Genomic DNA, 24,577 nt, shown 5'->3' with positions numbered 1-24,577 from the left:
GATTAGACGGTGTTGGGCCTGCCCTTGGGGTTGTCTCGAGAATATTCGTTTCGATGTTCCGCAACCTCGACCAGGAGGCCGATCGGTGGCTTGGTTGCGAGCTTCGCAATGGCATGCACGCTATCGCAATCCATCGTAATGACCAGCATGAGTGCTCCTCTTTAGTACGGTGATTTCACCCGATCAACCCGTAACCCGCCCAGCCTGCAACGCAAACCATTCCATGATCACAGCACACGCCGGATGCGATGCCGCCGAAGGCTGCGGGCACAAGGAGTAGAGCCCCCGAGTCTTCAACGGCTGACCAAACGGAACCACCAGCACCCCACGATCCAGCGACTCCTGCGCCAGGGTCAGATCCGTCATTGCCACCCCCAAACCTCGCGCCGCCGCATCCAGCGCCAATTCATCAAGGTTGAAGGGAATGTGCCGGTAATCCTCCAGCGGTTTTCCACCATTGGCCGCCAGCCAGTCGATCCACGCTTGCTTGTCCGCCGAGCGATGCAGCAGCGCGAAGCGCACAAGGTCGTCCATCGAATTCAGTGGATGCGCCGAGTCGCTCAGCCCCGGCGCACACACTGGCACCAGCGCTTCCTCGAACAGGGTCAGGCTGGCCGGGTCGTTCGACGGCTCGGGCAGGTAGAGGATGTAGGCGTCGCTGTCGCTGGCCGGTTCGACGATTTCCGTGGCCACGGTTTCGATCGACAGGGAAACGTCCGGGTGACGCAGGTAGAAGTCGCTCAGTTTTGGCAGTAGCCAGCGAACCGCCAGCGACACGTGCATGCGTATGCGAAAGGGCCGCTTTTGCGGGGACAGTCGATCTTCGAGGGTTATCAGTTGCCCCAGGATATTGCGCGCACTCGCCAGCACCTGCTCGCCTTCCAGAGTCAGTTGAAGGCTGCGGCTGCTCCTTACAAAAAGCGGTACGCCGAAGTGAGTCTCCAACTGCTGGATTTTTCGGCTCACGGCACTTTGGGTCAGGCAGAGCTTTTGCGCCGCTTGAGTGAAGCTGCCGGAGTCAGCGACCTCCACCAATGCCTGAAGGCCTTGCAGGGAAGGGACGTGGCGGATTTTATCCATGCGTTTTCAGAATGCCCCGATGATTTTATAACGTTGGTTGTAATACTACGGACCTTATAGATTCTAGCTCTGGCTACAGCCATCTCAAACAACTCATGCGCCTACCGCATATGAGGAGAGAGGCTGCACGCCGATCGACGGTCAAATGAGGTGACGCATGGAAAATGTATGTGGCTGGATTGCGCAGGCGGGGAGTTCTCCCGTTCGTGATCGCCTGAGCGGTGTGCAAAAAGCCGATTGGCTGATCATCGGAGCCGGGATTACCGGGTTGTGCGCCGCTCATTCACTGGCCGAAATGCACCCCAAGGCGCGCATCGTGATTGTCGACCGGCAGCGCGCGGCGCAGGGCGCGTCGGCGCGCAATTCCGGCTTCGTCGTGGCCCACGAGCATCCGACTACCGAGGAGCTTTTGGGCAATCAAGGGTTCGCCGGTTATGAAGTCGATACCGCGATTTCACGCGCCGCCAGCGAGGAAGTCCGCCAGCGTATTGCCCGTCACGGCATCGAGTGCGATTTTCGGGATGCCGGCTATTTCTTCGCCGTGAATGATCCGGCCAAGCTGACCCATGTCGAGGCCAAGCTGCAAACGCTTAACGCTGTCGGTGCTTCTGCACAGTTTCTGGAAGGTGAACAACTCAAGCAAAAACTCGGCACCGGCCATTACCAGGCGGCGATCTGGTGCGGCAACGGTAACGCGTTGCTGCAACCGGCCAAGTACGTGAAAGGCTTGCTCGATGCGCTGCCGCCGAATGTGACCCTCTACGAAAACACCGATATCACCGGCCTTGAGCGGCTGGGTACCGCGCGGGTTCGAGCTCGGGCCGTCGAGGGCGTTATTGAGGCCAACCAGGTGCTGGTTTGCCTGAACGCCTTCATTCCGCGTTCGGGCATCGAGAACAGCGGGACGTTCCCGATGGAACTCAGCGCCAGCCTCACACGGCCGCTGACTGAGCAAGAATTTCAAGCAATGGGCAATGTCGAGCCCTGGGGCGTGTTGTCCACCCGGCCGCTGGGCGCCACAGTGCGGCTGACGCCGGATCGGCGCGTGATGATCCGCAATACCGCCGAATACCGCTCGCGGGACTTATCCAACAGTGATCTGCAGGTGCGCAGAAAACACCATGTGCTGGGTTTGCAGCGCCGATTTCCGTGGTTGGCCGAGCAAGACATTGATTACACCTGGACCGGTCATCTGAGCGCCTCGCGTTCCGGGCAAGCGTATTTCGCCCAGGTTGAAGAGGGCGTATTTGCCGTGGCCGGCTGCAATGGTTCAGGCGTGGCGCGCGGCACGCTTTGGGGAAGGCTGCTCGCTGAACTGGCGTCGGGTACCCGTTCGCCGATGTTGACGTCGGTCATGCAAAGGGCCCAGCCCGGCTGGCTGCCGCCCAAACCCTTTCTCGATATCGGTGCCATGCTTCGCATGCGCGTGGAGGCGGTCAGGGCCAGAACAGAAATCTAGAAAGCCGGCTATCACACACAATAAAAGTTCTTCAAAAGGTGATCGAACATGCGCGTCCATCCTGTTTCCCTGGCGGTACTGCTCACAACGTTTTCGGCCGTCACGTACGCCGATGAACAAGTCAATATTTCCAACTGGAGCGGCTACATCGCCGACGACACGTTGCCCACGTTCACCAAGGAAACGGGGATCAAGGCGACTTACGACATCCACGACAGCAACGAAGTCCTGGAATCGAAGTTGATGACCGGCAATACCGGTTATGACGTGGTCAGTCCGTCGAACCATTTCCTGTCCCGCTTGATCAAGGCCGGGGCGATCCAGAAGCTCGATAAAAGCCAGTTGTCCAACTGGAAAAACCTCGACCCGGCGCTGATGAAAAAGCTCGAGGTCAACGACCCGGGCAACCAGTACGGTTATCCCTACATGTGGGGCACTGCGGGTATCGGCTACAACGTCGAGAAGATCAAAGCGATCTTCGGCAACACCGACGTTACCCATTCCTGGAGCCTGTTTTTTGATGAGAACAACATCAAGAAGCTAAGCCAGTGTGGCGTGGCGATTATCGATAACCCGACGCAGATCCTGCCGATCACCCTCAACTACCTGGGGCTGCCGCACCACAGTCACGAGCCGGCGGATTACGCCAAAGCCGAGCAGGCGTTGCTGAAAATCCGGCCTTACATTCAGTATTTCCACACCTCCAAGTACGTCAGCGACCTGGCGAACGGCAACATCTGCGCAGTGATCGGCTTCAACGGCGACGTCGTGCAAGCCGCCGCCAGTGCCAAGGAAGCCAAGAACGGTATCAACATCGCCTATTCGATCCCGGACGAAGGCTCGACCCTGTGGATGGACATGGTGGTCATGCCCAAGGCTGCGCCGCACGAGAAGAATGGCTACACCTACATGAACTACCTGCTTGAGCCCAAGGTCATCGCCAACATCAGCAACAGCATTCACTACGCCAACCCCAATATCGCGGCGGATGCGCTGGTCACCCCGGACGTGAAGCAGGACCCGGCGATTTACCCGCCGAAAACGGTGCTCGACAAGCTGTTCATCGTCGAGGACTTGCCGCCCGCTATCGCACGGTTGACGACACGTCTGTGGAACAAGCTGAAAACTAATACCTGACGGCCCGCACCTCGACAGGAGGGGCCGTTGGCTGAGGCGTCAGGAGTGCGCGTGAACAATTCGCCTGGTGAAGAAATCAACGGCCTGCTGCCGGGTGCCAACCGTGCTCAGCGTCCCCGACAGGTCGAGTCCGAAACGTTTGGCGGCCCCGGACACCAGGCTTTTTTGAAGATCATTGAGCGTGGCCGCGAGCGCTGGCTGGACTTGGGTTGTGGCTGTGGGTGCCTGGATAGAGGGCAAGTCAGCGCGCGGGGTACTCAGGGTGAGCAACTGACCGAGGGTCGGCGCTGCCTTGATCCGATTGCTGTTGAGCATGCTTTGCGGCGCAATGCCGATCCAGTCCCGCAAAGTGGCCAGAATACTGGTGTGGTCATAAGGTGCGTTGGGCGTGTCTGATCTGAACACGGTGCCAGCCTGAATATAGGGCGAGATCACCACTGCTGGCACACGTACGCCAAAGCGCTTGAAGTCAAACCCGCTACCGTCCGTGGTGCGGACCAGGTCCGGTGGTACGGCATTAAAGGGCGGTGTGACATGGTCGTAGCAACCGCCGTGCTCGTCGTAGGTGATGATCAGCAACGTCTCATTCCAGCCCGGCGACTGACTGACAGCGTTCCAGATCGAATACAAAAAGGCTTCGCCCGCCTGCACATCATGGGGGGATGTTGATCGTTAGGGTCGACCAGAAAGCTCGGTTCGATAAACGAATAGCGCGGTAACGAGTTGGTTTCACACGCATCCAGAAATGCCGAAAAGCCCCTGAATTTGGGACTCAGCATGGGGTCCCATAATTTCGGGAACATCGTTCGGGTCAGCGACGGGGTCAGGATGGTATCGCTGTAGACGGCCCAACTGCAGCCGACCGATTGCAGGACGTTGAAGATGGTGGGGACATCCCAGTCGTGTGGGTCTGGAAGTGTGCCGTTGTTGACATTGCCATTCGAGGTTCCGGTGTGAGCAAAGGCGCGGTTCGGCCAGGTCTGGCTCGGCACCGAGGCGAACCACGCATCACTCACCGCATAGGCGCGAGCCAACCCGGCCAGCACGGGTAACTGCGCCGGGCTGTGACATTGCATGATCTGGCCGGGGTTAGTCGTTTGTGTGGTCGCGTAGTTATCGACAAAACCCAAGGGTGGTGTATTCGTCGGGTCGACCAGGCCGTCCCTGAACAGTTGGAAGGTGACGTTGGCAAACGTTTCCTGCGGGTCGGGGTCAGGGATCTGAAAGCTACTGGCCTGGGTCGTCACCGGAATATGGCGTGCCGGCTTAGACGTCGATAACGGGTTGAACAGGTCGCTGTTCAACCCGTTAAATTGAGGCGAACTTGTTGCAGGCAACACGTGCGACGGCGGGCTGCCTTGTGGATAGAGCCAGCCCAGCATCGAATCCAGCGAACGGTTCTCCAGCATCACAACGACGACATGTTCAATTTGTTTCATGGCCTTCTCCGCTAACGGTCCATTCCTTATTTAAAAGTCCGTTTACCCATGACGTGTATCGTCATGATCGTGAGCTACAGCATTACAGCCCGGTATCCGGGGGCGTTATCCGTGCCAGCATCACCGTGTATTCTTCGGCGGCAATCTGACGGAATTTCATTTTGGTCACGGCTTGGCTCTGGTCCTGATCTTCACCGGGGAAGAGCCGGGCGGCGGCGTTCTGGATGATCACTTGCGGTGCTTCGATCCGCGGAAACGGCCCCGGCGGCGCCGCCGGGTTATCGAGTGCCTGCACCAACAGGTAAACCGGAACGACATCGGCAAGCCCCACCACCAGCAGCCGGGCCGCGTTTTCGCCCAGATGTCGCCGCACGATGGCCTGGGAACCCAGGCGCAAGGTGAACCTGAAAGGGAACCCGGTGCGAATTGAAAGCAGGACCGGATCTGCCGTGGCCACTTGCTCGATCGAGTTGATCCCCTCTGATTCCAGGGTCGCCACCACCGGCAGTGTCACGCCTTCCAGCACCAGCAATTTGTCTGAACTCCCGTCGTCCTTGTCCTGCTGGGTGAGTTGAGGAAACCCCAGCCTGCGCACGACTTTCATCAGTGGATCGATGGGCAGGGTGCCCAGGGCGAAGGCCATGGCAATGTGTGTCCCGCTGTCCGCTATATCGACATTGGCGATGACCAATGCCAGGGGTATGGCGAGAAACAGGCGCAGGGAGTACCAATACACATCGGAGATGTTCAGCGATTTTCGGCGGATGCTGAGGACCGAATCGCTCACGACAAACATGAAGGCCCCCGCCACTGAACTCACCAGCAAACGGCTGTCGATTTTATAGGTGCACGCCAATTGAAAGGTGTTATCGCAGCTCTGGACCAAGTAATTAGAGGCGACCAACGCGGCCGCTGCGTAAGTCACTGAGAGCAGAACAATGAACGGCACGACAAACGGCACCAGGCCGTACTGTTCATGGTAGATCCGCGCAAACAAGCGCTCGCACAGCAGCGGGTTTCTTTCCGAGCAGGTCCTCCAGTCATCCGCTGGATTACCCGGACTGATCAGCTTTTCATCTTCAAGCGAATGGATCAGGCTGGTCGACCAGAAGCGTTGCAGGTAGGCCACCAGGGCTGCGCCTTTCAAACTGTTTTGGAATTCGCTGTAGCGGGTAAACCAGCCAAGGCTCAGAAACATGATGAGCGGGGCGCCAGACAATACCGTCGTGAACGCGGCCAATACGATGATAAACAGCAGGATGGGGTGTTCGAATCGCGCCACTTCCAGCATGTAGACCCAGCCGGCCAGATTGACGAGCAACAAAATTGCCGTGAGGAGCAGGGCGCGTTGCAGCGGCTGCAAGTGGGTTTCCTTGAACAGATAAGTCCGGCGTCTACTGCCTGTAGATCCATCCATGGCCTTACTCCTCGGTGGGTTCCGAAAGTAAATCCCGGCTACGACTGACTGGCGGGCACTTCAGCTATTAACACTAGCAACGCATACGAGTTCGTGCAGGAAACCTTTAAAAGCGGTTTAGCGTTAGTCCTGCGGGGCGGGAGGTACTTATCGTCCAGGCCAATGGCTCGGTTGTCGACCATCGTTTGAAACTCAACACTTGGGGGAGAAGTGTAGGCGAGCGTCTGGATTTGTCGTGAAGTCGCATTGATTACAAGCGCTCAATCCCGGGTAAGGCATTTTGCTGGCCCCGGACCTCGAAATTAGTCGCCAGAATCGCTGCACTTTCAGGTGGTTAGGTGGAATTCAATTGCGCAATGTATTGATCTCGTTTGCCCTGGCGAGCGTTGCAATCCCGGTCGAGGCCAAAGAGCTGATGGCCAATGATCGGTATATGTGTAGCTGGGGTGCGGGGACGGCGGCGAGGGCTCAGGAACTCAAGTTGTCGGGTGTTTCTCTGTATGCCGCGCGACAGAAAATCCAGGCTTATTCGTTTACCAAGTCGTGGATGCGAATGCTGGCCATGGGCATCACCGAGCAAACGTATGACAGCAAGTCGCATTTCAAGCCTGAGGCGATCCGCAAGAGCTTCTATGAAGACTGCGTGAAGTATAAGTTGGCGCGCAAATGAGGCGGTTTCAGAGCCGTTCAACCCGCTAGCTGAACCAATGCTGTCGGCTTTCGAAGTTTCATTATGTTTCAGGTATGCCGGCGGCTTAGGATGATGGCTTCAGGTTGTGTATGGCCATGCTGGCAGCCAAAGGGAACGGAAAAATGAAATCGAATCTCTTCAAAGTCGTGTTGATCGCCGGTGCTTTGCTACTGAGTGCGTGTTCCGGTTCCGGTATGAGCACTAGCACTTGCTTCTCGGATGGCTGCCAGCAATTTGATGGCCGCAACGCTAACAAGCTGAATTTTGGCGGCAGCGCCATTGGCAACAACTTCAATGAGTACAGTTCCGGGTTGCTGCACGACTAATTGAAAGAGGCGGGGCAGGTCGCAGAAAGTGCCTGCCCGGGTCATGAAAAAGCCCGCGCAAGGCGGGCTTTGAAAGTTGAGTAGGTGGCCGGTGCTGGTCTCCGGCTTACGAGATTTATCAGGCCTCTCACAGAAAAGTTTTGTGCTTTCCTGCCTCACACGGCATAAGGGCTGGATCTCAGCGCGGAGATCTTTCTAACCGTGTACCCTTCGGAGCGCGCCCCACGCGTCCTCGCTATCCTCTTGCGCATCAGTCTGCGTCTTCACCTACAACATTGAGCATAGCAAAGGGTTTAAATCCCTGGCCGGGCCTTTTTAGACCGATTGTTTTCTAGGCGAAGCGTTGCAGGACGGAACGGTGCTATTGCCAGCCCGGCAATATAGGGCTTCGGTACAAACGCCTGCCATGCTGAAATAGCACCCCGTTTCTGTCAGCCACACCGGAGCCGTTACATGAAGCAAGCCGCAGTACTGACGTTCGCCTTATTGCTCACCTCTGGACTGCTCAGCACCCAGGCAGTCGCGGCCGGCGATGCCGAAGCGGGCGGCAAACTGTTCAGCAAAACCTGCGGCGGCTGCCACCAGGTCGGCGAATCCGCACGGGGCGGTTTTGGGCCGCAGCTCAATGGCATCATCGGACGCACGGCCGGCAGTACGACGGATTACCAATACTCCGATGCGATGAAAAACTCTGGCGTGGTCTGGACCCGAGAAAAACTCGCCGCGTACATCGAAAACCCCAAAGGTGTGGTGTCCGGAACCCGGATGATTTTCTGGGGCATTAGCGATCCGGAAAAGATCGAAAACCTGTTGGCTTACCTTCAGACCTTTCAGCCGCAGTGATCTGAACGCTAGCGAAACCGCGCCGGGATCGCCTCTGCAAACGGATAGTGCAAAAAATACGGCTTGGCTTCGTCGATGACCCGCTGCACTGAGGGCCGATTCATCAGCCTTTCAAAATAGGCGCGCAAGTGGCCGGCGTCGTCGGGAAACTCCACGAGCGTGCTGGCATAAAACAACGCCGGGACCGCCGCGCAGTCGGCCATGCTGAACTCCGCGCTGGCCACCCAGATTCTGGACGCCATCTGGTGCTCGATCATGCGGTACGCCGTCGCCAGCAGGGCGCGTTCTTTGGTCAAATCGCCATGAGTGCCGAACAGGCGATCCGCCACGATCCGCTGCATCGGCGCCTGCACATAATGGTCGAAAAACCGATCCCACAAACGCACCTCCAGCGCGCTCTCCCAATCGGCTGGAACCAGTGGATGTTGCCCCGGATAAAACCGGTCCAGGTACTCGATGATGATCGTGCTCTCCGGCACACTGCGCTGGCGGGCGTGATCGCGGATGACCGGGAATTTGCCGATCGGCCACAGGGCTTGAAGCTCGGCTCTGTCGACCTCGTTCCCCAGATTGATGACCCTTTTCTCGAACTCGCAGCCGTTTTCGTAAAGTGCAATCAGCACTTTGTGGCAGAACGACGAGAGCGGATGGTAGTAAAGCGTCAGCGGCATCTTTCAGTTCCTCGGTGAAAGGGGGAGCGCACGACTTGCAAACAGCAAACCCTTTTGAGTATCGATCATGCGCCAGGTAACTGGATTTCTTTCGACCCAACGGTCGTTAATTGCCTGGAGGAACGTCGTCTGTCAGCTTTACTCAAGGGTCGGCAATCATCACCAAGAGGTGGCAAGCATGAAGAAGGACACGAGCGGCGCAAGCGAAGCGGCGGCGGGTGAGGCAGCTTCTTCGCTGATCGACGAGCGAATCAGGGAACTGGGTGATTGGCGGGGTGACACGCTGGCGCAGATCCGCGCGATCATTCACAAGGCCGACCCCGAAGTGGTCGAAGAAGTGAAGTGGCGGGGCGTCCCGGTGTGGTCCCACGCGGGCATCCTGTGCACCGGTGAAACCTACAAGGCAGCGGTGAAAATGACCTTCGCCAAGGGCGCTGCGCTGGAGGACCCTTCAGGCCTGTTCAACTCCAGCCTGGAAGGCAATACCCGGCGTGCCATCGATATTCATGAGGGCGAAAAGATTAATGAAAGTGCGTTGAAGGCGCTCATTCGTGCCGCCGTGACGCTTAACACCACGAAGCGGGCTAAATGAACGCCACCCTCACGGCGCGATGAAGTCGCGTATCGCCCGAATGGTCTGGGCAGACGCTTCTTCCATCAGCCAATGGCCGGCCCCCGGCACCACGACTTCCGTGACCGTGTCTGCGGCATTGCGCATCACGATAGCTTCGTTGTTGCCGAAGGACTTTTCACCGCCGACGGCCAATACCGGCATCGTCAGTCGCGTCTTCATCGACGCCTCATTGTCCACGGCATCCTGACGAATGCTGCGGAACTGCGCGAACGCCGCACGCATGGCGCCGGGCCGGGCGTAGAGCTTGGCGTAATGCTGGCGGGTGGCTTCATCCACTTTGCCGGGATCACCCGCGAACTCATTCCAGAAACGATCCAGGTAAATACGCTCACGACCGGCGACCAGACGTTCGGCATCCGGCCCGCCAAAGTCGAAATGCCAAAGCATCGGTGAGCGGACAATCTCGTTCCAGGGAGGGATGCCCGGCACCGGCGCGTCCATCACCACCAGACGATCGGTTCGCTGCGGGTAACGCGCGGCGTAGGCGAAGGCGACCATGGTGCCAATGTCGTGGCCGATCACCACCGAATGCTCAATACCCAATGCGGCCAACACCCCACGGATATCGCCGCCCTGGGTCTTCTTGTCGTAGCCGCTGTCCGGGATCGACGACAAGCCCATGCCGCGCAAGTCCGGCACCACGACGGTGTGGTCCTTGGCGAGGTCGGCGGCCAGTGGCGCCCACATGTCACCGGTGTCACCGAAGCCATGCAACAGCACCACGGCTGGGCCTTTGCCTCCGACGCGCACATGCATCGTGACGCCTTCTACGGAGATGTCCTGAGTTTTGAAGGCGGCGGGGAAGGGCGTCACCTCGGCCTGTGCCGGCAGACTTAGGGCGAACAGCATAAAAGCGGTCGACAAGGCGCGGATCATGACGGTGTCTCCGGAGGGGCAGGAAAAGGTGCCGATCCGATGAGCGTAGACGGTTCGATTGTGAGCAATCGTCCCTCTTGAGGTAGCCAGAAAACCTACTCAATAACCAACCTGAATAAAAATTAATTTTGCGGGGAACAGGGTGAACGGTCGAGCGCTACAGAATGAGTTCAACCCCACCAACAGTGTGTCGGTTAAATAATCGAGGTTTAACAGGCTATGAACCGCCCATCTCCCACGACAGCAAACTACAGCATTGCGTTGGTTAACTATAAAACACTTGAACTGACTAAAACCTGTCTCGCGTTTTTGCAGGAGGCGTTGCGAGGGACGGGGGTTCCTGTGATTGTGGTTGATAACAACTCCAACGATGCGAGCAGCGATTACCTGCGAACACTGGACTGGATTCAACTGATCGAACGGAAAAGCGCATACCCTGAGGCGGGAAATATTGCCCATGGCCGGGCACTGGATCTCGCTTTGGAACATGTTGAAACCGACTATCTGTTTCTGTTGCACACCGATACGTTTATTTACGACCCGGCGGTGTTCGCCATGATGATCGGTCAGTGCACTGGCCCGCACAAAGTTGCTGCTGTGGGATGCCTGGAACAATTGGATCGAGGCATCGCTCGTTCAACTTGGCGGATGATTTCACGGTTTTTCAAGCACTACACTCGACGGAGTCTGTTAGCGCTGGGCTTCAAGTCAAGAGCACCGAAACCGTATAGAGAAACGCACCTGAAGAGCTTTTGTACGCTATGGAACGCGGCGCTTATCAAGAAATGCGGGTTTCACTTTCAAATGGATGATCGTAATCCAGGTTATGAGTTGCAAGATAGAATGGTTGCGCGGGGCTATCAGGTGGGTTTTATATCGCCGCGAAAGATGTTTAGTTATCTGGATCATATTCAAAGTGGCACCGTTTCAGCGATGGGCGGATATTCGCGCAATCACCGAAGGGTCAAGATGTATGAGCAGATCACCCGAGAGAGGACATTGAAGGCTTGCTAGTTTGATAGCGCCAGCTCCACCTTGCCATCGGCCAGGCGCCGATTTGCCCTCGAACAGGGCGAGGGTGACTTCCGGATGGCGCCGACGAAAGCCGCTCAGCAGTCGCGCGCGTAATACGATCCCAGGTCCTGGAAGCAATCAGGCTCAGTGACCCGCGCACCACCTGTTGCTGCTCGCCCTTGCCACTGATGGCCGTGGCCAGGTTGAGCATGTCGCGCGCCTGTTCGAGCATTTTGCGCCCCGCTGGGTCAATTCCAGGCCTTGGATGACCTGGCGATGAAAGAGCTTTTCACCCGGGCTCGCCTCCAACTGTGATAACGCCAGCGATACCGACGGCTGGGAAATGTGCTTGGTGCGCGGCGCAACACTGACACTGCCCTGCTCGGCGGCGATGAAATACTCCAACTGGCGGAAGGTGAAGCCGATCATCGCAATGCCCCCTCTCGGATGCTTGAACCAACAGCTGCGCCGCTACCCCGCCAGAGCCGGGTTCAACGCCGCTGGCGTACGCCAGGGTATATCGGCCCAGGCACCGCTGCCGGGCGCCAGCAACTGGCGCAGATGCTGCTCGTGGAACGCTTCGCCCAGCGAGTCGACGCGAAACGCCGCAACCCACTGCTCGCGCCCCAGCTTGTAGGCTTTGCCGAAATCTTCCCAACTGTCGAAACAGTCCTGCGCCCGCTGCGCATTGAGCAGCAGCACACGCCAGGCGAGATCGGGCTCGAGCCAACGCATCAGCAGCGCACAACGGACCAGAAACGCCACCCGCGCGCAGGCAAAGGCCATGGCCGCACGCGGCTCATCGCCGGCCGTCAGCGCCTGCAGGTCGAGGCTGTACCATTGCTGTTCGAGGGTCGCACTGAAGTGCGCCCGCACCGCCTCGTCATTGCAATTGCTGCGTATCCCGGCCTGGTGCAGCAACGCTGCCCGCAGGATCTTCTGCGCTTGCTCGGTGAAGTGACCGCACGCCGGCGAGTAGAAGCCCTCGATTTCCATCGTATCGGCCATGGGCCTGGCCAGCAGCAGCGACCAGTGCTTACGCTGGCTGAACAACGGCGCGGCGCGTGGCCGGAATGCTCGCCACAACAACCAGGTTGAAACAACAACGGCGATAAACAAAAACATGTTGTTCTCCTTACCTTGCCCGGGCCTGCCAGGCCTGGATTTCCTCGACCTGGGGCGAGGTCATGTCAGGCCACGGCACGCCTTCGGTGAGGTACAGCGGATCATTGGGCTGACGCTCAAGGCGCTTGCTGAAGATATGCCGGGTGGCGTACTTGACCGACACCGCCTGCGGGGCAACCTGCAAGAACTGCTGCGGCTGACGCCCGGCCACCAGCCATTCGACCATGGCCGAAGGCGCATCGAGGCGCTCGTACAGTTGCGGATAACGGGCCACCAGGCGAGTCTGGGCGGTCGGGTCGCTGACCTCTTCGATACGCAGCCAGCCGACTTCGGTGCGCGCGATGCCGATGGCGATGCAGTCGGCGGGCGTCTGCTGGTCGGTGCCCAGGGCATTCAGGCACTGCAGCAGGTCCTGGTAATAGCGCTCGACCGGCGGCCGGTTCTGCTTGCCCTTGACCTGCTCGACGGTCAAGGTGCCGTCGGCCTGGACGATCAGGCTGATGGTGATGTGTGGCTGGCCCTGGCCGTCGCGAAAGCTGAACACGCGCATGCGCCGCTGCTCCACCGCTTCGGCATAGCGCTCGCCGTAGCCGCCGGTCAAGGCGCGTCGATCGGCGAACTGGCCCAGGCAGTGGCGCATCACGTAGCTTTCAAAGGCCATTTCCGCGCGCAGCAAAGAACTCTCGGGGCGCAGCTCCAGCAATACGTGCTCAGCTGTGGTCACCCGCGTGAGCAAGGCCTCGGGCTGGCTCACGCGCCAGCCCTGCTCGACCCGCGCAGCCATCTGCGCGTGTTCCTTTTGCCACAGCGCCAACGCCTGCGGGCAGTTGATACGGTCGAGCTTGCCGGCCAGCGCCGTGCCCTGACGCGAGGTCAGGAACTCCACCAGCAAGGCCTCCTGGGCCAGCAGTGGCGCCTGCTGCGGATCGACCCAGACCAGCGGCGCAAGCGCCTGCTGCGAATCTTTACCGGCGTCGCTTAAATGCCTGGCCACCCATGACGACGGCTCGGTTCCCAGTGCCTCGGCAGCTTGCTCCAGGGTCAGGATCCGCCGCGCAGGCTGGAAGTTACCGACCAGATGACGGTAGAAATGGTTGAGCAACCATTTGCCCACCTCTGGCGCATCACCACGGGCCTTGCTGCGCTCGGCAATGCCGCGTTTGAGTTCACTGGCATTGAGCGCATTGCGAGGGGCGTAACCGGACGGTTGCAGCTCCGGTGTCACTTCCATATTTGCCACCAGGCCTTGCCGGCCGGTTTTTCCGAAGCCTGCAGCTCGGCGATGCTCTGGCGGAAGATTTCATTGTTGCCCTGGTCAACGTCGTTGTTCGGATCACTGCGCAGGATGGCGCGCTGGTAATAGGCCAGGGCCTCTTCCTTGCGCCCGAGGCCCTTGAGCACATCGCCGGCGCAGCCCAGCAGGGAGGGTTCGTCGCGTTCATTGATGTGCGGCGCGTAACGCAGCCACAGGCTGGTGGCCGCCTCCGGCAGGCTGTACGACAGGTACATGGCAACTTTCGTCCGTGCGAACAGTGGCGAGTACTCCAGCTCCTTGTCGCTGATTCCGCGCTCTTCCTGCCATTTGAGAATACGCTCCAGCCAGATCAGAATCTCGCGTTCGCGGTCCAGGCGGTACAGGGCGCGGGTGACGTCCTGCAGGTATTCTTCCGGGTCGTGGCGGCTGTAGCCACAGTCGGCTGCGTAGTGCCAGAGCTGTTCGGCGGCTTCGGTGATGCCCGGGTTATCCTTCAGCAGAATGCGGTTGTGGAGGATGCCCTGATAATGTTCTGCGAACGAGCTGGCGGCGATGCCGCGGGTATGCAGCTCAAGGGCCTGGTCATACATGCGTTCGTCGTTGTAGCAGCGGTAGTTGATCGCCAGGTTGTTGCACAGCATCGAGTACAGGTGCGCGCAGGCATCGAAGCGGTGCCCGCGGCCGCTGGCGAAGCATTGCTCCATACGGGCCTGGCCGTGTTCGTAGGCAACCTTTTGAACTTCGCGCAGCAGCGACCAGGCCTGATCTGCCTCCTCGCTCGAGAGCTTCTCGACGTGCGTTTCGACCAGGTCCTCGATGGCGTTCGCGAACTGGTAGTAGTACATGCCACTGGCCATTGGCGGCAAGGGTTGGCGCAGGGCATCGATAATGCCGAACACACTGGCATGGGCGCTGAACAGGCTGTAGGCGCTGCGGTTGTCCTGCATATCGCCGGCCGGGACGGCCTCGCGCAGCATTGTAAGCTCGGTGTTGGCGTCGATGCGCTCGGCCTGGCGTTCACGCACTGCTATCAGGCGGGTGATCCACGGATGGTTCGGCGCGCGGCGCCGGGCTTCTGCAAGGGCCTGGGCGAAGACGTTGTCGATTTGCTCAAGGTCATGGCGCGCGGCATGCAGTGCATCGAGCAGCGGGCCCTGGGACGGCGTCGACTCGTCACGCCACGGCAGGCCGGAAATGAACCGCTCCAGCACCGCTTGATCGTCACAGGCACGCATCACGCACAACGGCCACCATGCGGACTGGTCCTCGGCATCGAGCAGGCGATCGTGTACCCAGTAGGCCGTGCCCGGCCACATTTCGCCGCGCATTTCATAGATTTCCATGAACGCACGTTGCCCGGCCTCGTCGATCTGACCGTTATCAAGCAGCCAGGGCAAATGGAAATCAACGAAGTTGTCACCGCCGCTGGATTCCAGGCTCAGGGCCGCCACTTCACAGATTTTCAATGCGCCGACCAGGTCGCCCTGGGCCTGCAGTGAACGGGCGGCCAGACGCGCCAGGCGCACTTCCCATTCCCGGCGCTGGGGCAGCGACAATTCGGCGATCAACTGCACCACAGGTTGCTCGAACATCGCTAGGCGCAACGGCACGATTTCGATCAGCGCATCGCCCAGCCACAGCCAGTCGTTACCGTCGACATCCTGATCTTCGCCGGCGGTGCGCAACGCGGCAATTGCCGCCAGCGCGGCTTCGCGAGCCTCTTCGTCACGTTCATGGGCGGCCAGCACCCGGGCCTGGCGCCGGTGTTGATCGGCATCGTCCCAGGCCCGCAGGGCGTGACGGCCGGGGTTGATCAGGGCCAGGGTGTGACGCACCTCGATGGCCTTGAGGGCGACGTCGAGGGTGGTGTGCTGCAGATCGTCGAAAATGCGGTAGCGCCGGTACTGCTCGATGTCGAACGGCAGCGGCTCGCTGGTCAAGTGCTGCAGGGTGTCGAGCGCCTGCAGCAGGCCCTGCTCGTCTTTGAAGTAGTTGCCCAGCCGCAGTTGGTGGATCAGCAGGTTGACCTTGAGTTCGTTGCGCGCGTCGTCAGGCGTAGCCTCGATCAGTGCCTGGCCGTCGTCTGCCAGTACCGCTTTGGCCGCGTCAGCGTCACCGGCGTTGACCCACAGCACGTGCAGACGGTCGATCGACCCCAGCGAGGCCGCCTTGAGCGGTTGGGCGCGCAGCTGGCCCAGCAGGTAGTCGACACCGTGTTCCTGATGCTCGACCTCAAGACGGTCCATGAATTGATCCAGCTGGATACCGGACAGCACGGTGCTGTTTTGCGTCATTGTGAACTCCATTTGCGAATGACTGTGCATCGCCCGATGCGTCCTGCGCAGCGCCCTTGAGTGGGGCAGCGGGTACCCGCGTACGTCTGCCTTGGACAGGCAACGATGACGAAAGGGATCGGGCAATACAACGAGGTGCCGCACGCTACCAGTTGGTGTTTGAAAAACCAAGAGCGTGCGGGGGGCGAAGTCAGTGATTAACGTGCAAACAGCGGATCGACACTGTGAATCTCCCCTGGATTGGTAGGCACCTTCGAATGGCTGCTTCTGGCCAGAAAGCGGACTCGTCTGTCGCGTCCATTGCCCCGGCAACCAGCCTTAGGCATCATTATTCACCCGCTACAAGGAAGAGCTCCCATGACAGCAACCACTCTGCATCTGATGTGCGGCAAGATCGCTTCGGGTAAATCGACGCTGGCCAAAGCACTTGCCGACCAGCACGCGGCGATTCTTCTCAGCGAGGACCGATGGCTTTCGCAACTCTATCCGCAAGAGATTCATTCGGTGACCGATTACGTTCGATACGCACTGCGTGTACGTGAAGTATTGGGGCCGTTGGTCGTCGACATGCTGACGGCAGGTGTTTGTGTGGTCCTTGATTTCCCGGCAAACACGGTCGCGAATCGCGAGTGGCTGCGTACCTTGGCAGAGCGTGCTCAGGCGCAGCATTGCCTGCATTATCTGGATGTGGATGACGATACTTGCCGAGCCAGATTACGTGTACGGAACGCGACAGGCGATCACGATTTCGCAGCGACGGATGCCGAGTTTGATCTGATCACCAGCTACTTCAAAGTTCCTGAGGCGCAAGAGGGACTGGCTATCGTTGTTCATTCGTAGAACCGTTTTTGCACGCACCGCCGACGAAATCGAAGTGAACCCGGGGCGCTTTGAGGATTAGATGGCGTGAAGGGTGGGAGTGGGGCGTATAACGCCCCAATCCCGCCCGTTCTATTACTTGCCAGTCGACAATGGCGGTGTGCGAGGAGGGACCAGGCGCTTCGTCCCCGTCGACTCATACGCCGAAGCCAACCGCAGCAACGTCGAATCGTCATACGCACGACCCGCAAAGGTCAGCCCGACCGGCATGCCGATGTCCGCCATGACACCCATCGGCACAGTCACCGTAGGCACACCGAGGTGGCGGATTGCGAGGTTGCCGTTGGCGACCCAGATGCCGTTGCTCCAGGCGATGTCCGCAGACGTCGGATTGACATCGCAATCCGCCGGGCCGACGTCGGCGACGGTCGGAAAGAGCACCGCGTCGAGGCCGAGCCTATCCATCCAGTGTTCAAGGTCGAGTCGACGGGTCTGTTCAAGCCCGCGGAGTCCGTCCGGCACGCTGCTGATCTGGTTCCACGGGGTGATGCCGCGCTCGGCCATCCGCACGTATTCGTCCATGCCGGCGGCGAGGTCGCCTTCACGGTTGGGGAGGGTGCCTGGGTCGTGCGGGAAGATCAGCGGTCCGTCCACGTCGACCAGACGATTGAGTTTCGGATCGCCGTTGGCCTGCAGGAAATCATCAAACGCCCAGGCCGTCAGGTCCCACAGTTCATGGTGCAGGAATTCCTTGGAAACGATGCCGCGATTGAACACTGTCGGCGCGCCAGGACGATCGCCTTCGCAATTGGAGACCAGCGGGAAGTCGACTTCAATCACTTCGGCGCCCGCAGCTTCGAGAGCCTGGCGAGCCTGCTTCCAGAGCTCGATCACCGAAGCGCGGGTGTTGATCCGTTGTCCCGTCGGGCCACCGATGCCCGGCGCTTCAGACGTGCCCGCTTCGGGGTCCGCGTTGATGTACATGCGGGGAACGCCGAGGCGTTTTCCAGCGAGCGCATCGGACGTTACGGCAAGCTCAGCGTAGGAGGCCGGGCGCACCGAGGCGACGCTCGGAATCGGCACCCACGGTTGCATCCGCCACAAATCGCCCCGTGTGTCGGGATCCTCCGCGACCACTACGTCGAGCACTTCGAGCAGGTCAGCCATGGTTCTGGCAAACGGTACGACAACGTCCATGGTCGGCGTCAACGGCCAGTTGCCGCGCACCGAGATTACGCCGCGCGAAGGCGTGTAGGCACACAAGCCATTGTTCGAGGCCGGGCCGCGTCCGCTCGACCAAGTCTCTTCCGCCAAACCGAATGCCGCGAAACTCGCCGCGGTAGCGGTACCGGCGCCGTTCGATGAGCCGGAAGCGAAAGGCGCGGTCAGGTAGTGCGCGTTGTACGGGCTCTCGGCACGGCCATAGACCCCGCGTTGCATCCCGCCATTCGCCATCGGCGGCATGTTGGTCTTGCCCAGGCAAATCGCCCCGGCCGCGCGCAGGCGTTCGATGGTAAACGCATCGCGATACGCAATCAGGTTGGCGAAGGCGGGGCTGCCGGAAGCGGCGGTGAGCCCCTTCACCAGATAACTGTCCTTGGCCGTGTAGGGAATGCCATCGAGCGGACCGAGCGTTTCGCCTTTGGCCCGACGAGCATCGGACGCCTGCGCTTCGTTCAGCGCCTCGGGATTACGCACCACCAGCGCGTTGAGGGCGGTGGGTGTGTCGGGGCCGTCGTAGGCATCGATCCGGGCAAGATAGGCCTGCACCAGTTCAACCGCCGTGGTCTGGCCGGATTCGAGCGAGGCACGCAATTGCGCAATGGAAACTTCGGTGACCTCGATCATGCTGTTACCGCCGGCGGCTGACGGAGGACGCGGGGAATGCTGCTCTGAAAATGGGTGCTCATCTTGGCTCTCGTTGCACTGATTTCTTGGCAGGGTCTGGGCCTGCACACTTAGCGCTCTATTTAACACCAAGCCGGAATCGGTGTAACGGTTCGCCTGCCGGTTGTGTCGTCATGAAGAAGCGGCAGGCGATGGCTTTCGCAGGTCGGATCAGCTGCCGTTGGTGTCTGGAAGTCTGGCAATCACCTTGATCTCAAAATCAAAGCCATACAGCCACGTGACGCCGACGCCCGTTAGTGTCGGGTGCGGCGCATTGCCCCAGAACTCAGGCACGATCTTCCAGATCGTTTCGAACTTCTCTGCGGGGTCGACAATGAAGACAGTAACGTCAATCACGTCATCGAAGGTGCAACCGGCCGCTTCCAGAATCGCGTTCAGGTTGTTGAAGGCGAGCCGGACCTGAGCCTCCAGGTCGGGTTCGGGCGAGCCATCTTCGGTGCTACCGACTTGTCCGGAGACGAACAAAAAGCCATTGGACTTAATCGCCGGCGAGTAGCGATTGCGCTCATAAAGTGCCTGGCGTCCAGGCGGAAAAACCACGTCACGCGGTGTCATACAGTGTCTCCATCAACGGGTCAGAACCGACCCGACATTAACGATGAAGCGACTTTAAGAGCTTGTGCATGGCCGATAAACGAGCAACTCTAGCTATCACTGTTTGCAAATCCCAAACAATCCAATCGTTATCCGGGGCAGCAATGGACCGTTTTGATGCGATGCAGGCCTTTGCCCGGGTGGTGGAAACCGGCAGTTTCACCAAGGCCGCTGACACCCTGCACATGAGCAAGACCAGCGTCACGCAACTGGTGCAGCAGCTGGAAGCACGGTTGCGCGTCAAGCTACTCAACCGCACGACACGCAAGGTCAACGTCACGGCGGATGGCGCGGTCTATTACGAACGCGTGGTCCGGCTGCTGGCCGACATGGACGATGCCGAGACCAGCCTGTCTAACGCCTCGACGCTGCCAAGAGGCCGTTTGCGTGTGGACGTGCCCAGCCCACTGGCGAGCATGATTCTGGTGCCGGCGTTGCCCGCGTTTCACGCGCGATACCCCGACATCCAGATCGACATGGGTGTTAGCGATCGCATCGTCGATATGATCGGCGAAAACGTGGATTGCGTTGTGCGTGGCGGCGAGCTGACGGATCAGTCGCTGATGGCCCGGCGGGTAGGGGACCTTCAGCTTGGCGTATTTGCGGCGCCGAGCTACCTGGAACGCCTCGGCACGCCGTCGCACCCGCAGGAGCTGGAAGATTCCGGGCATCGTATCGTCGGCTTCCTGTGGGCGCGCACCGGTAAAGCCTTGCCCTATGCAATGCGCCGCAGCGGCGAAAGTGTCCATATCAAAGGTCGCTACGTGCTGGCGGTCGACGATGGCAACGCCTACCTGGCGGCCGGCCTAGCTGGCATGGGCGTGCTTTGGATGCCGGACTACATGTCCAAGGCCCACGAAGCGCGCGGCGAACTGGTGCGCCTGTTCGAGGATTGGCGTCTTGATCCAATGCCGATCTACGTGGCGTTTCCGCCGAACCGGCATATCAGCATCAAGTTGCGAGTATTCATCGATTGGGTGGCGGAGTTGATGGCGCAGCATGCGCCGATCACCGGGCCGGCATGATTTGTCAGGCGATTTCGTTTTGAGGCGCGCTCATGTCCTTTTGGCGCTATCTACTGGCTTATTGGCGTTAGTCGGTCATCGGCCGGCGCGTTAGAGTGGTCGCAATGTTCCTGGCGCCCCGGATGACCCTACTGATGACCCGCCCTCGATTCTTACCGGACAACTTCACCCTGACCCTGGTCAGCGTGGTGATTCTCGCCAGCTTCCTGCCGGCCAGCGGCCAGGTCGCGGTCGGCTTTGGCTGGCTGACCAACTTCGCCATTGCCCTGCTGTTTTTTCTGCATGGCGCCAAGCTGTCGCGCGAATCGATCATCGCCGGCGCCGGCCACTGGCGCCTGCATTTGCTGGTGTTCAGCCTGACTTTTGTTCTGTTCCCGCTGCTGGGCCTGGCACTCAAACCTGTGCTGTCGCCGCTGGTCGGTAACGATCTGTACATGGGCATGCTTTACCTCTGCGCGCTGCCCGCCACCGTACAGTCGGCGATTGCCTTCACCTCTCTGGCGCGAGGCAACGTGCCGGCGGCGATTTGCAGTGCGGCGGCGTCCAGCCTGTTCGGGATCTTTCTCACGCCGTTGCTGGTGACGTTGCTGTTGAACGTACACGGCGAGGGCAGCTCGACCCTCGATGCGATTCTGAAAATCAGCGTGCAACTGTTGCTGCCGTTCGTTGCCGGGCAGATCGCTCGGCGCTGGGTCGGCAACTGGGTGGCGCGCAACAAGACCTGGCTGAAATTCGTTGATCAGGGCTCGATCCTGCTGGTGGTCTACGGTGCTTTCAGCGAGGCCGTGAACGAAGGTATCTGGCACCAAATCCCGCTCTGGGAACTGGCCGGGCTGGTGGTCGCTTGCTGTGTCGTACTCGCGCTGGTATTAATCGCGTCCACTGTGCTGAGTAAAGCCTTCGGCTTCAATCAGGAAGACCGCATCACCATCCTCTTCTGCGGCTCGAAGAAAAGCCTGGCAACCGGTGTGCCGATGGCCCAGGTGCTGTTCGCTGGCAGTACGTTGGGCGTGTTGATTCTGCCGTTGATGTTGTTTCACCAAATTCAATTGATGGTCTGTGCGGTGTTGGCGCAGCGCTATGCCAATCGCACGGAAACGGTGGCTGAAATGATGGGGCAGGTGGATCCTTGATCGCCGCGGACCTTCTCAGTGCCCGCAATCGCCTTTCCTCAGGTCTAAAAAGATGTTCAAAGTCAACACCGACATGGCGGTCTTATTAGTGTTGCTCACCTGTGCAAATCAGGCCTTGGGAGCGGACCTGGCGCCGCCCGACATCAACGTATTGGCATGGCCGCGCATGTCCTCAAGCGAGTTTGGTTGCTACATGGAGAAGACGCTCGGGCATCGGGACAAGCGCTTCAACTGCGCCTTGAAGGGCTACGAAAATCAAGGCGATCCGTGCAACAACCCCGATGCCTACGAAGAAGGCCCAGACTTTCCCGCAAGCCTGGCGGCCAGGATTCACCCGCTCGCGACGCAGGTGCAACTGAACTGGGAGCATGGGGAATTGCAACAGGTCACGATCATGCTCAAAGGAATACTGAACGAGGTCGAGGTGCGCAAGGCGTTTAAATTACCTGCTACCGAAGGCTATAAGTTATCCGAAACAGAGCGGCGGTCCCTGCCGGCAAACATCATGGACACCAATGTCCAGTTTGAAACGATCAATAGTTCGCTGGGCAAAGACCCTGCTGATTCGTCCCAAGGGCTTACTTCGGTCGTGCTGACCGGCTTCGATCATATGGGGGCGGGCGACGTCGACTGCAGCGCCGATGAGTGACGTCCAATGGATTTTTGCTCACTACTGGCCAGGTTATGCAAGAGCTCATGGCTGTGCATCATGACACTCTGTTGTAGCCGGCCAATAGCTTGAAGAGCTGTACTCGACCCCCCATTGACCCTCTCTGGTCTATCCACATCGCTATCGACTCGATGGCGCCAGCAAACGCGGGCCGGTTGAATCCACAGCCGATTGCTGTCTTTCGCAACGGGTTGTAATCGACCTAAGCGGATTGTCATCACAAGGTTGGACCCACTGATTTCCCGCCACAATCAGGGAGGGACCGCGTGTTTTAAACCTGCCTAATGATTACCTCACTCCTCACGCCAGCGGCTTTCATCGCTTCGGACCAGGTTCGATTCGTAAGCCCCTGACACCGCGGAATGCCTGCCTTTGTGGCTTGGTAATGATCTCAAGTGTTAATGACTAAAATCTCAATATTGAAATATATCTCAATATTGCATACCTTGGTGATGCCTGACGATGAGACCTGCGCGCCTCACGACTTCAATCACAACAAGGGCTCGAGATGAACAACAACAAGAAAGATTACGAATTGCCTCCCTACGCCGTCGATGTGCTGGTCGTCGGTAACGGTCCGGTAGGCGCGACAATCGCGGCGCTGCTCGGCCGCTACGGGGTTACGACCCTGGTGCTGGACAAGCTCCATGAAATCGTACTGATGCCTCGTGCCATTGCTCTGGACAACGAGGCCCTGCGCATCCTGCAACTCGCCGGATTGTCGGAGGACGCTTTCGAGAAGATCGTGATCCCGGAAGTGAAGATGCACTCTCCGGTGCTCGGGCAATTCGGTCGAGCCAATACAGAAGGGTGTATTGACGGCCATCCCAAACTTGTGACGTTCTATCAACCCGACCTCGAACGAGCGATGCGTGGCCAGGTGTCCCGACTGAAATCAGTGACCAGTCTGGGTGGTTTCGAGCTGGAGACTCTGGTTGAGGAAGCGGATTGCGTGGTCGCCACCGTACGGGATCAAAATGGGCACTCGCATTCTGTTCGCGCCCAGTACCTAATCGGTGCGGACGGTGCTAGTTCCAGGGTCAGAGCGCTGATCGGCCAGGAGTTCGAGGGACAAACCTATGCAGAGGACTGGCTGATTGTCGATGCCAAGAACCGGCATCAGTCAGCCATTGATCACATTGAGTTTATCTGTGATCCGCGGCGGCCCACGCCGCATATGCCGGCCCCCGGTGGAAGGGAGCGCTGGGAATTCATGCTGCAACCCGGCGAATCCCGGGAGGAGCTGGAAAGCCCGGAAAGCATCGCCCGGCTCATTGCTCCATGGGTTAATCCGTTGGAGTTGGAAATCGAGCGCAAGGCGGTGTATCGATTCCACGCGCGTTGCTGCAACCGATTCAGCAAGGGACGTACTTTCCTCGTCGGCGACGCGGCACACGTCACCCCGCCCTTTGTCGGGCAAGGTCTCGTCGCGGGCCTTCGTGATGGTGCCAATCTTGCCTGGAAGCTGGCGTGGGTCCTTCGTGGCCATGCCGCGCCTGCGATACTCGATACCTATGACGTAGAGCGCCGCCCGCATGCTCAGGCGATGATCAATCTGGCAAAACTCATGGGCCGTCTGGTAATGCCCAAGAGCAAGGTCGCGGCTTTCTTCATCCATGGCCTAATGCGCATGCTGGCGTTGACTCCAGCTACCAGAAGGTACTTCGAGCAGTTGGACATCAAGCCGAAGAACACTTTCATGCACGGCCTGTTCGTGCCGCATCGGCGGGGTGACAAACTGGTGCGCGGCAGCCTGTTTCCCCAAGCGTGGGTTCGCACCCTGCAAAAGCAGATAAAGCTGAGTGATGATGCTCTGGGAGACAACCTAACCCTGGTTGGATTTGGTGTTGATCCATTGTCACTGCTCACCACTGATCAGATCGTTTTCTGGGAAAAGATGGGCGGTCACTTCTTAGCGGTCAGACCCCGCGGCCAACGTTCCGGCGGCAGCTGTGACTTCATCGAAGACATGAACCATGAGATCTTGCCTCTAGCTGCTAAAGGAACGCTCGTCGCTGTTCGTCCTGACCGTATCATCATGCACCACGCCCCTTGCACAGAGGCCGGCAAACTCCTTCGAGACTGTAGGGGGCTGCTGATGAGTGAGGACGCCACTCCTGACTGCGTTTCCATTACTATCAACGAGCCGATTAGATTACGAGCTTGA

The 24,577-nt window shown here is 59.2% G+C and carries 23 protein-coding genes and 1 pseudogene; 12 read left to right on the top strand and 12 right to left on the bottom strand.

What is annotated here, in order from left to right; translation table 11 throughout:
* Positions 1–2 precede the first annotated feature (2 nt).
* Positions 3–149, bottom strand: coding sequence for a hypothetical protein (locus RHM58_RS29555; RefSeq protein WP_322268938.1), 147 nt, complete (start codon positions 147–149; stop codon positions 3–5).
* Between the two features lie 34 nt (positions 150–183).
* Positions 184–1,080 carry a LysR substrate-binding domain-containing protein gene (locus RHM58_RS29550; protein ID WP_322268937.1) on the bottom strand — a complete coding sequence of 299 codons (897 nt, stop codon included), beginning with the start codon at positions 1,078–1,080 and terminating at the stop codon, positions 184–186.
* A gap of 157 nt (positions 1,081–1,237) precedes the next feature.
* Between RHM58_RS29550 and RHM58_RS29545 the strand changes: the two genes are divergently transcribed.
* Together RHM58_RS29545 and RHM58_RS29540 are read left to right on the top strand one after the other, a co-directional pair.
* On the top strand, positions 1,238–2,539 hold the full coding sequence (locus RHM58_RS29545) for an NAD(P)/FAD-dependent oxidoreductase (RefSeq protein WP_201204525.1): 1,302 nt from the start codon (positions 1,238–1,240) through the stop codon (positions 2,537–2,539).
* A 48-nt stretch (positions 2,540–2,587) separates the two neighbouring features.
* Positions 2,588–3,676: a polyamine ABC transporter substrate-binding protein gene (locus RHM58_RS29540; RefSeq protein WP_201257582.1), complete on the top strand. Its 1,089-nt coding sequence runs from the start codon at positions 2,588–2,590 to the stop codon at positions 3,674–3,676.
* Between the two features lie 39 nt (positions 3,677–3,715).
* On the opposite strand, the pseudogene RHM58_RS29535 reads toward RHM58_RS29540, so the two are convergent.
* Both RHM58_RS29535 and RHM58_RS29530 read right to left on the bottom strand, forming a co-directional pair.
* Positions 3,716–5,058: pseudogene (locus RHM58_RS29535) on the bottom strand (alkaline phosphatase family protein).
* Between the two features lie 139 nt (positions 5,059–5,197).
* Positions 5,198–6,532 (bottom strand): hypothetical protein, encoded by a 1,335-nt coding sequence (locus tag RHM58_RS29530; RefSeq protein WP_322268936.1) that lies wholly within the window; start codon positions 6,530–6,532, stop codon positions 5,198–5,200.
* A 349-nt stretch (positions 6,533–6,881) separates the two neighbouring features.
* Here RHM58_RS29530 and RHM58_RS29525 point away from each other — a divergent pair, with 349 nt between their 5' ends.
* The 3 genes from RHM58_RS29525 (at position 6,882) to RHM58_RS29515 (ending at position 8,392) form a co-directional block, all read left to right on the top strand.
* Positions 6,882–7,202: a hypothetical protein gene (locus RHM58_RS29525; RefSeq protein ID WP_201257585.1), complete on the top strand. Its 321-nt coding sequence runs from the start codon at positions 6,882–6,884 to the stop codon at positions 7,200–7,202.
* 143 nt (positions 7,203–7,345) lie between these two features.
* Positions 7,346–7,549 (top strand): hypothetical protein, encoded by a 204-nt coding sequence (locus RHM58_RS29520; protein WP_201197225.1) that lies wholly within the window; start codon positions 7,346–7,348, stop codon positions 7,547–7,549.
* Between the two features lie 453 nt (positions 7,550–8,002).
* Positions 8,003–8,392: a c-type cytochrome gene (locus RHM58_RS29515; protein WP_201257586.1), complete on the top strand. Its 390-nt coding sequence runs from the start codon at positions 8,003–8,005 to the stop codon at positions 8,390–8,392.
* Between the two features lie 8 nt (positions 8,393–8,400).
* On the opposite strand, the gene RHM58_RS29510 is transcribed toward RHM58_RS29515, so the two are convergent.
* Positions 8,401–9,063, bottom strand: coding sequence for a glutathione S-transferase family protein (locus RHM58_RS29510; RefSeq protein WP_322268935.1), 663 nt, complete (start codon positions 9,061–9,063; stop codon positions 8,401–8,403).
* Between the two features lie 178 nt (positions 9,064–9,241).
* Here RHM58_RS29510 and RHM58_RS29505 point away from each other — a divergent pair, with 178 nt between their 5' ends.
* On the top strand, positions 9,242–9,655 hold the full coding sequence (locus RHM58_RS29505) for a DUF1801 domain-containing protein (protein WP_201257630.1): 414 nt from the start codon (positions 9,242–9,244) through the stop codon (positions 9,653–9,655).
* Between the two features lie 9 nt (positions 9,656–9,664).
* On the opposite strand, the gene RHM58_RS29500 is transcribed toward RHM58_RS29505, so the two are convergent.
* Positions 9,665–10,573, bottom strand: a complete 909-nt coding sequence (locus RHM58_RS29500; RefSeq protein WP_322268934.1) for an alpha/beta fold hydrolase — start codon at positions 10,571–10,573, stop codon at positions 9,665–9,667.
* 219 nt (positions 10,574–10,792) lie between these two features.
* On the opposite strand from RHM58_RS29500, the gene RHM58_RS29495 reads away from it, so the two are divergent.
* Positions 10,793–11,587, top strand: a complete 795-nt coding sequence (locus RHM58_RS29495) for a glycosyltransferase (RefSeq protein ID WP_201257589.1) — start codon at positions 10,793–10,795, stop codon at positions 11,585–11,587.
* Between the two features lie 144 nt (positions 11,588–11,731).
* Here RHM58_RS29495 and RHM58_RS29490 read toward each other — a convergent pair whose 3' ends face one another.
* From RHM58_RS29490 to RHM58_RS29475, 4 genes are read right to left on the bottom strand one after another with little or no spacing between them, the layout of a single operon-like run.
* Positions 11,732–12,016 carry a helix-turn-helix domain-containing protein gene (locus RHM58_RS29490; RefSeq protein WP_322268933.1) on the bottom strand — a complete coding sequence of 95 codons (285 nt, stop codon included), beginning with the start codon at positions 12,014–12,016 and terminating at the stop codon, positions 11,732–11,734.
* A 42-nt stretch (positions 12,017–12,058) separates the two neighbouring features.
* Positions 12,059–12,712 (bottom strand): DUF1266 domain-containing protein, encoded by a 654-nt coding sequence (locus RHM58_RS29485; RefSeq protein WP_322268932.1) that lies wholly within the window; start codon positions 12,710–12,712, stop codon positions 12,059–12,061.
* A gap of 10 nt (positions 12,713–12,722) precedes the next feature.
* Positions 12,723–13,943, bottom strand: a complete 1,221-nt coding sequence (locus RHM58_RS29480; protein ID WP_322268931.1) for a hypothetical protein — start codon at positions 13,941–13,943, stop codon at positions 12,723–12,725.
* A complete protein-coding gene (locus tag RHM58_RS29475; protein WP_322268930.1) occupies positions 13,934–16,261 on the bottom strand; it encodes a hypothetical protein in 2,328 nt (775 codons plus the stop codon). Before RHM58_RS29475 ends, RHM58_RS29480 begins: the two co-directional genes overlap by 10 nt.
* A gap of 357 nt (positions 16,262–16,618) precedes the next feature.
* Here RHM58_RS29475 and RHM58_RS29470 point away from each other — a divergent pair, with 357 nt between their 5' ends.
* A complete protein-coding gene (locus tag RHM58_RS29470; protein WP_201257593.1) occupies positions 16,619–17,101 on the top strand; it encodes an AAA family ATPase in 483 nt (160 codons plus the stop codon).
* Positions 17,102–17,215: 114 nt separating this feature from the next.
* Here RHM58_RS29470 and RHM58_RS29465 read toward each other — a convergent pair whose 3' ends face one another.
* Positions 17,216–18,928, bottom strand: a complete 1,713-nt coding sequence (locus RHM58_RS29465) for an amidase (RefSeq protein WP_201257594.1) — start codon at positions 18,926–18,928, stop codon at positions 17,216–17,218.
* A 210-nt stretch (positions 18,929–19,138) separates the two neighbouring features.
* Entirely contained in the window at positions 19,139–19,543 is a 405-nt protein-coding gene (locus RHM58_RS29460) for a RidA family protein (RefSeq protein ID WP_322268929.1), read from the bottom strand.
* Between the two features lie 143 nt (positions 19,544–19,686).
* On the opposite strand from RHM58_RS29460, the gene RHM58_RS29455 reads away from it, so the two are divergent.
* From RHM58_RS29455 to RHM58_RS29440, 4 genes are all read left to right on the top strand, one after another.
* Positions 19,687–20,607, top strand: coding sequence for a LysR family transcriptional regulator (locus tag RHM58_RS29455; protein WP_322268928.1), 921 nt, complete (start codon positions 19,687–19,689; stop codon positions 20,605–20,607).
* A 134-nt stretch (positions 20,608–20,741) separates the two neighbouring features.
* The gene (locus RHM58_RS29450) at positions 20,742–21,740 is read left to right on the top strand and encodes a bile acid:sodium symporter family protein (RefSeq protein ID WP_201257631.1); all 999 of its coding nucleotides are present in this window, start codon (positions 20,742–20,744) and stop codon (positions 21,738–21,740) included.
* A gap of 52 nt (positions 21,741–21,792) precedes the next feature.
* Positions 21,793–22,389 (top strand): hypothetical protein, encoded by a 597-nt coding sequence (locus tag RHM58_RS29445; protein WP_322268927.1) that lies wholly within the window; start codon positions 21,793–21,795, stop codon positions 22,387–22,389.
* A 529-nt stretch (positions 22,390–22,918) separates the two neighbouring features.
* Complete coding sequence (locus tag RHM58_RS29440; RefSeq protein ID WP_201257598.1) at positions 22,919–24,577, top strand: bifunctional 3-(3-hydroxy-phenyl)propionate/3-hydroxycinnamic acid hydroxylase; 1,659 nt, start codon at positions 22,919–22,921, stop codon at positions 24,575–24,577.

This window comes from Pseudomonas sp. 10S4, assembly GCF_034344865.1.
Classification (GTDB): Bacteria; Pseudomonadota; Gammaproteobacteria; order Pseudomonadales; family Pseudomonadaceae; genus Aquipseudomonas.
Note: the sequence above shows the minus strand (reverse complement) of the source record. Positions and strands in the feature narration are given on the sequence as shown.

Bases quoted from the DNA above. Each gene is read 5' to 3' on its own strand.
- RHM58_RS29520 (WP_201197225.1), top strand. From the start codon at position 7,346: ATGAAATCGAATCTCTTCAAAGTCGTGTTGATCGCCGGTGCTTTGCTA.
- RHM58_RS29445 (WP_322268927.1), top strand. From the start codon at position 21,793: ATGTTCAAAGTCAACACCGACATGGCGGTCTTATTAGTGTTGCTCACC.
- RHM58_RS29515 (WP_201257586.1), top strand. From the start codon at position 8,003: ATGAAGCAAGCCGCAGTACTGACGTTCGCCTTATTGCTCACCTCTGGA.
- RHM58_RS29555 (WP_322268938.1), bottom strand. From the start codon at position 149: ATGCTGGTCATTACGATGGATTGCGATAGCGTGCATGCCATTGCGAAG.
- RHM58_RS29460 (WP_322268929.1), bottom strand. From the start codon at position 19,543: ATGACACCGCGTGACGTGGTTTTTCCGCCTGGACGCCAGGCACTTTAT.
- RHM58_RS29450 (WP_201257631.1), top strand. From the start codon at position 20,742: ATGACCCGCCCTCGATTCTTACCGGACAACTTCACCCTGACCCTGGTC.
- RHM58_RS29545 (WP_201204525.1), top strand. From the start codon at position 1,238: ATGGAAAATGTATGTGGCTGGATTGCGCAGGCGGGGAGTTCTCCCGTT.
- RHM58_RS29505 (WP_201257630.1), top strand. From the start codon at position 9,242: ATGAAGAAGGACACGAGCGGCGCAAGCGAAGCGGCGGCGGGTGAGGCA.
- RHM58_RS29480 (WP_322268931.1), bottom strand. From the start codon at position 13,943: ATGGAAGTGACACCGGAGCTGCAACCGTCCGGTTACGCCCCTCGCAAT.
- RHM58_RS29485 (WP_322268932.1), bottom strand. From the start codon at position 12,712: ATGTTTTTGTTTATCGCCGTTGTTGTTTCAACCTGGTTGTTGTGGCGA.
- RHM58_RS29540 (WP_201257582.1), top strand. From the start codon at position 2,588: ATGCGCGTCCATCCTGTTTCCCTGGCGGTACTGCTCACAACGTTTTCG.
- RHM58_RS29550 (WP_322268937.1), bottom strand. From the start codon at position 1,080: ATGGATAAAATCCGCCACGTCCCTTCCCTGCAAGGCCTTCAGGCATTG.
- RHM58_RS29510 (WP_322268935.1), bottom strand. From the start codon at position 9,063: ATGCCGCTGACGCTTTACTACCATCCGCTCTCGTCGTTCTGCCACAAA.
- RHM58_RS29470 (WP_201257593.1), top strand. From the start codon at position 16,619: ATGACAGCAACCACTCTGCATCTGATGTGCGGCAAGATCGCTTCGGGT.
- RHM58_RS29500 (WP_322268934.1), bottom strand. From the start codon at position 10,573: ATGATCCGCGCCTTGTCGACCGCTTTTATGCTGTTCGCCCTAAGTCTG.
- RHM58_RS29495 (WP_201257589.1), top strand. From the start codon at position 10,793: ATGAACCGCCCATCTCCCACGACAGCAAACTACAGCATTGCGTTGGTT.
- RHM58_RS29530 (WP_322268936.1), bottom strand. From the start codon at position 6,532: ATGGATGGATCTACAGGCAGTAGACGCCGGACTTATCTGTTCAAGGAA.
- RHM58_RS29475 (WP_322268930.1), bottom strand. From the start codon at position 16,261: ATGACGCAAAACAGCACCGTGCTGTCCGGTATCCAGCTGGATCAATTC.
- RHM58_RS29490 (WP_322268933.1), bottom strand. From the start codon at position 12,016: ATGATCGGCTTCACCTTCCGCCAGTTGGAGTATTTCATCGCCGCCGAG.
- RHM58_RS29465 (WP_201257594.1), bottom strand. From the start codon at position 18,928: ATGATCGAGGTCACCGAAGTTTCCATTGCGCAATTGCGTGCCTCGCTC.
- RHM58_RS29455 (WP_322268928.1), top strand. From the start codon at position 19,687: ATGGACCGTTTTGATGCGATGCAGGCCTTTGCCCGGGTGGTGGAAACC.
- RHM58_RS29440 (WP_201257598.1), top strand. From the start codon at position 22,919: ATGAACAACAACAAGAAAGATTACGAATTGCCTCCCTACGCCGTCGAT.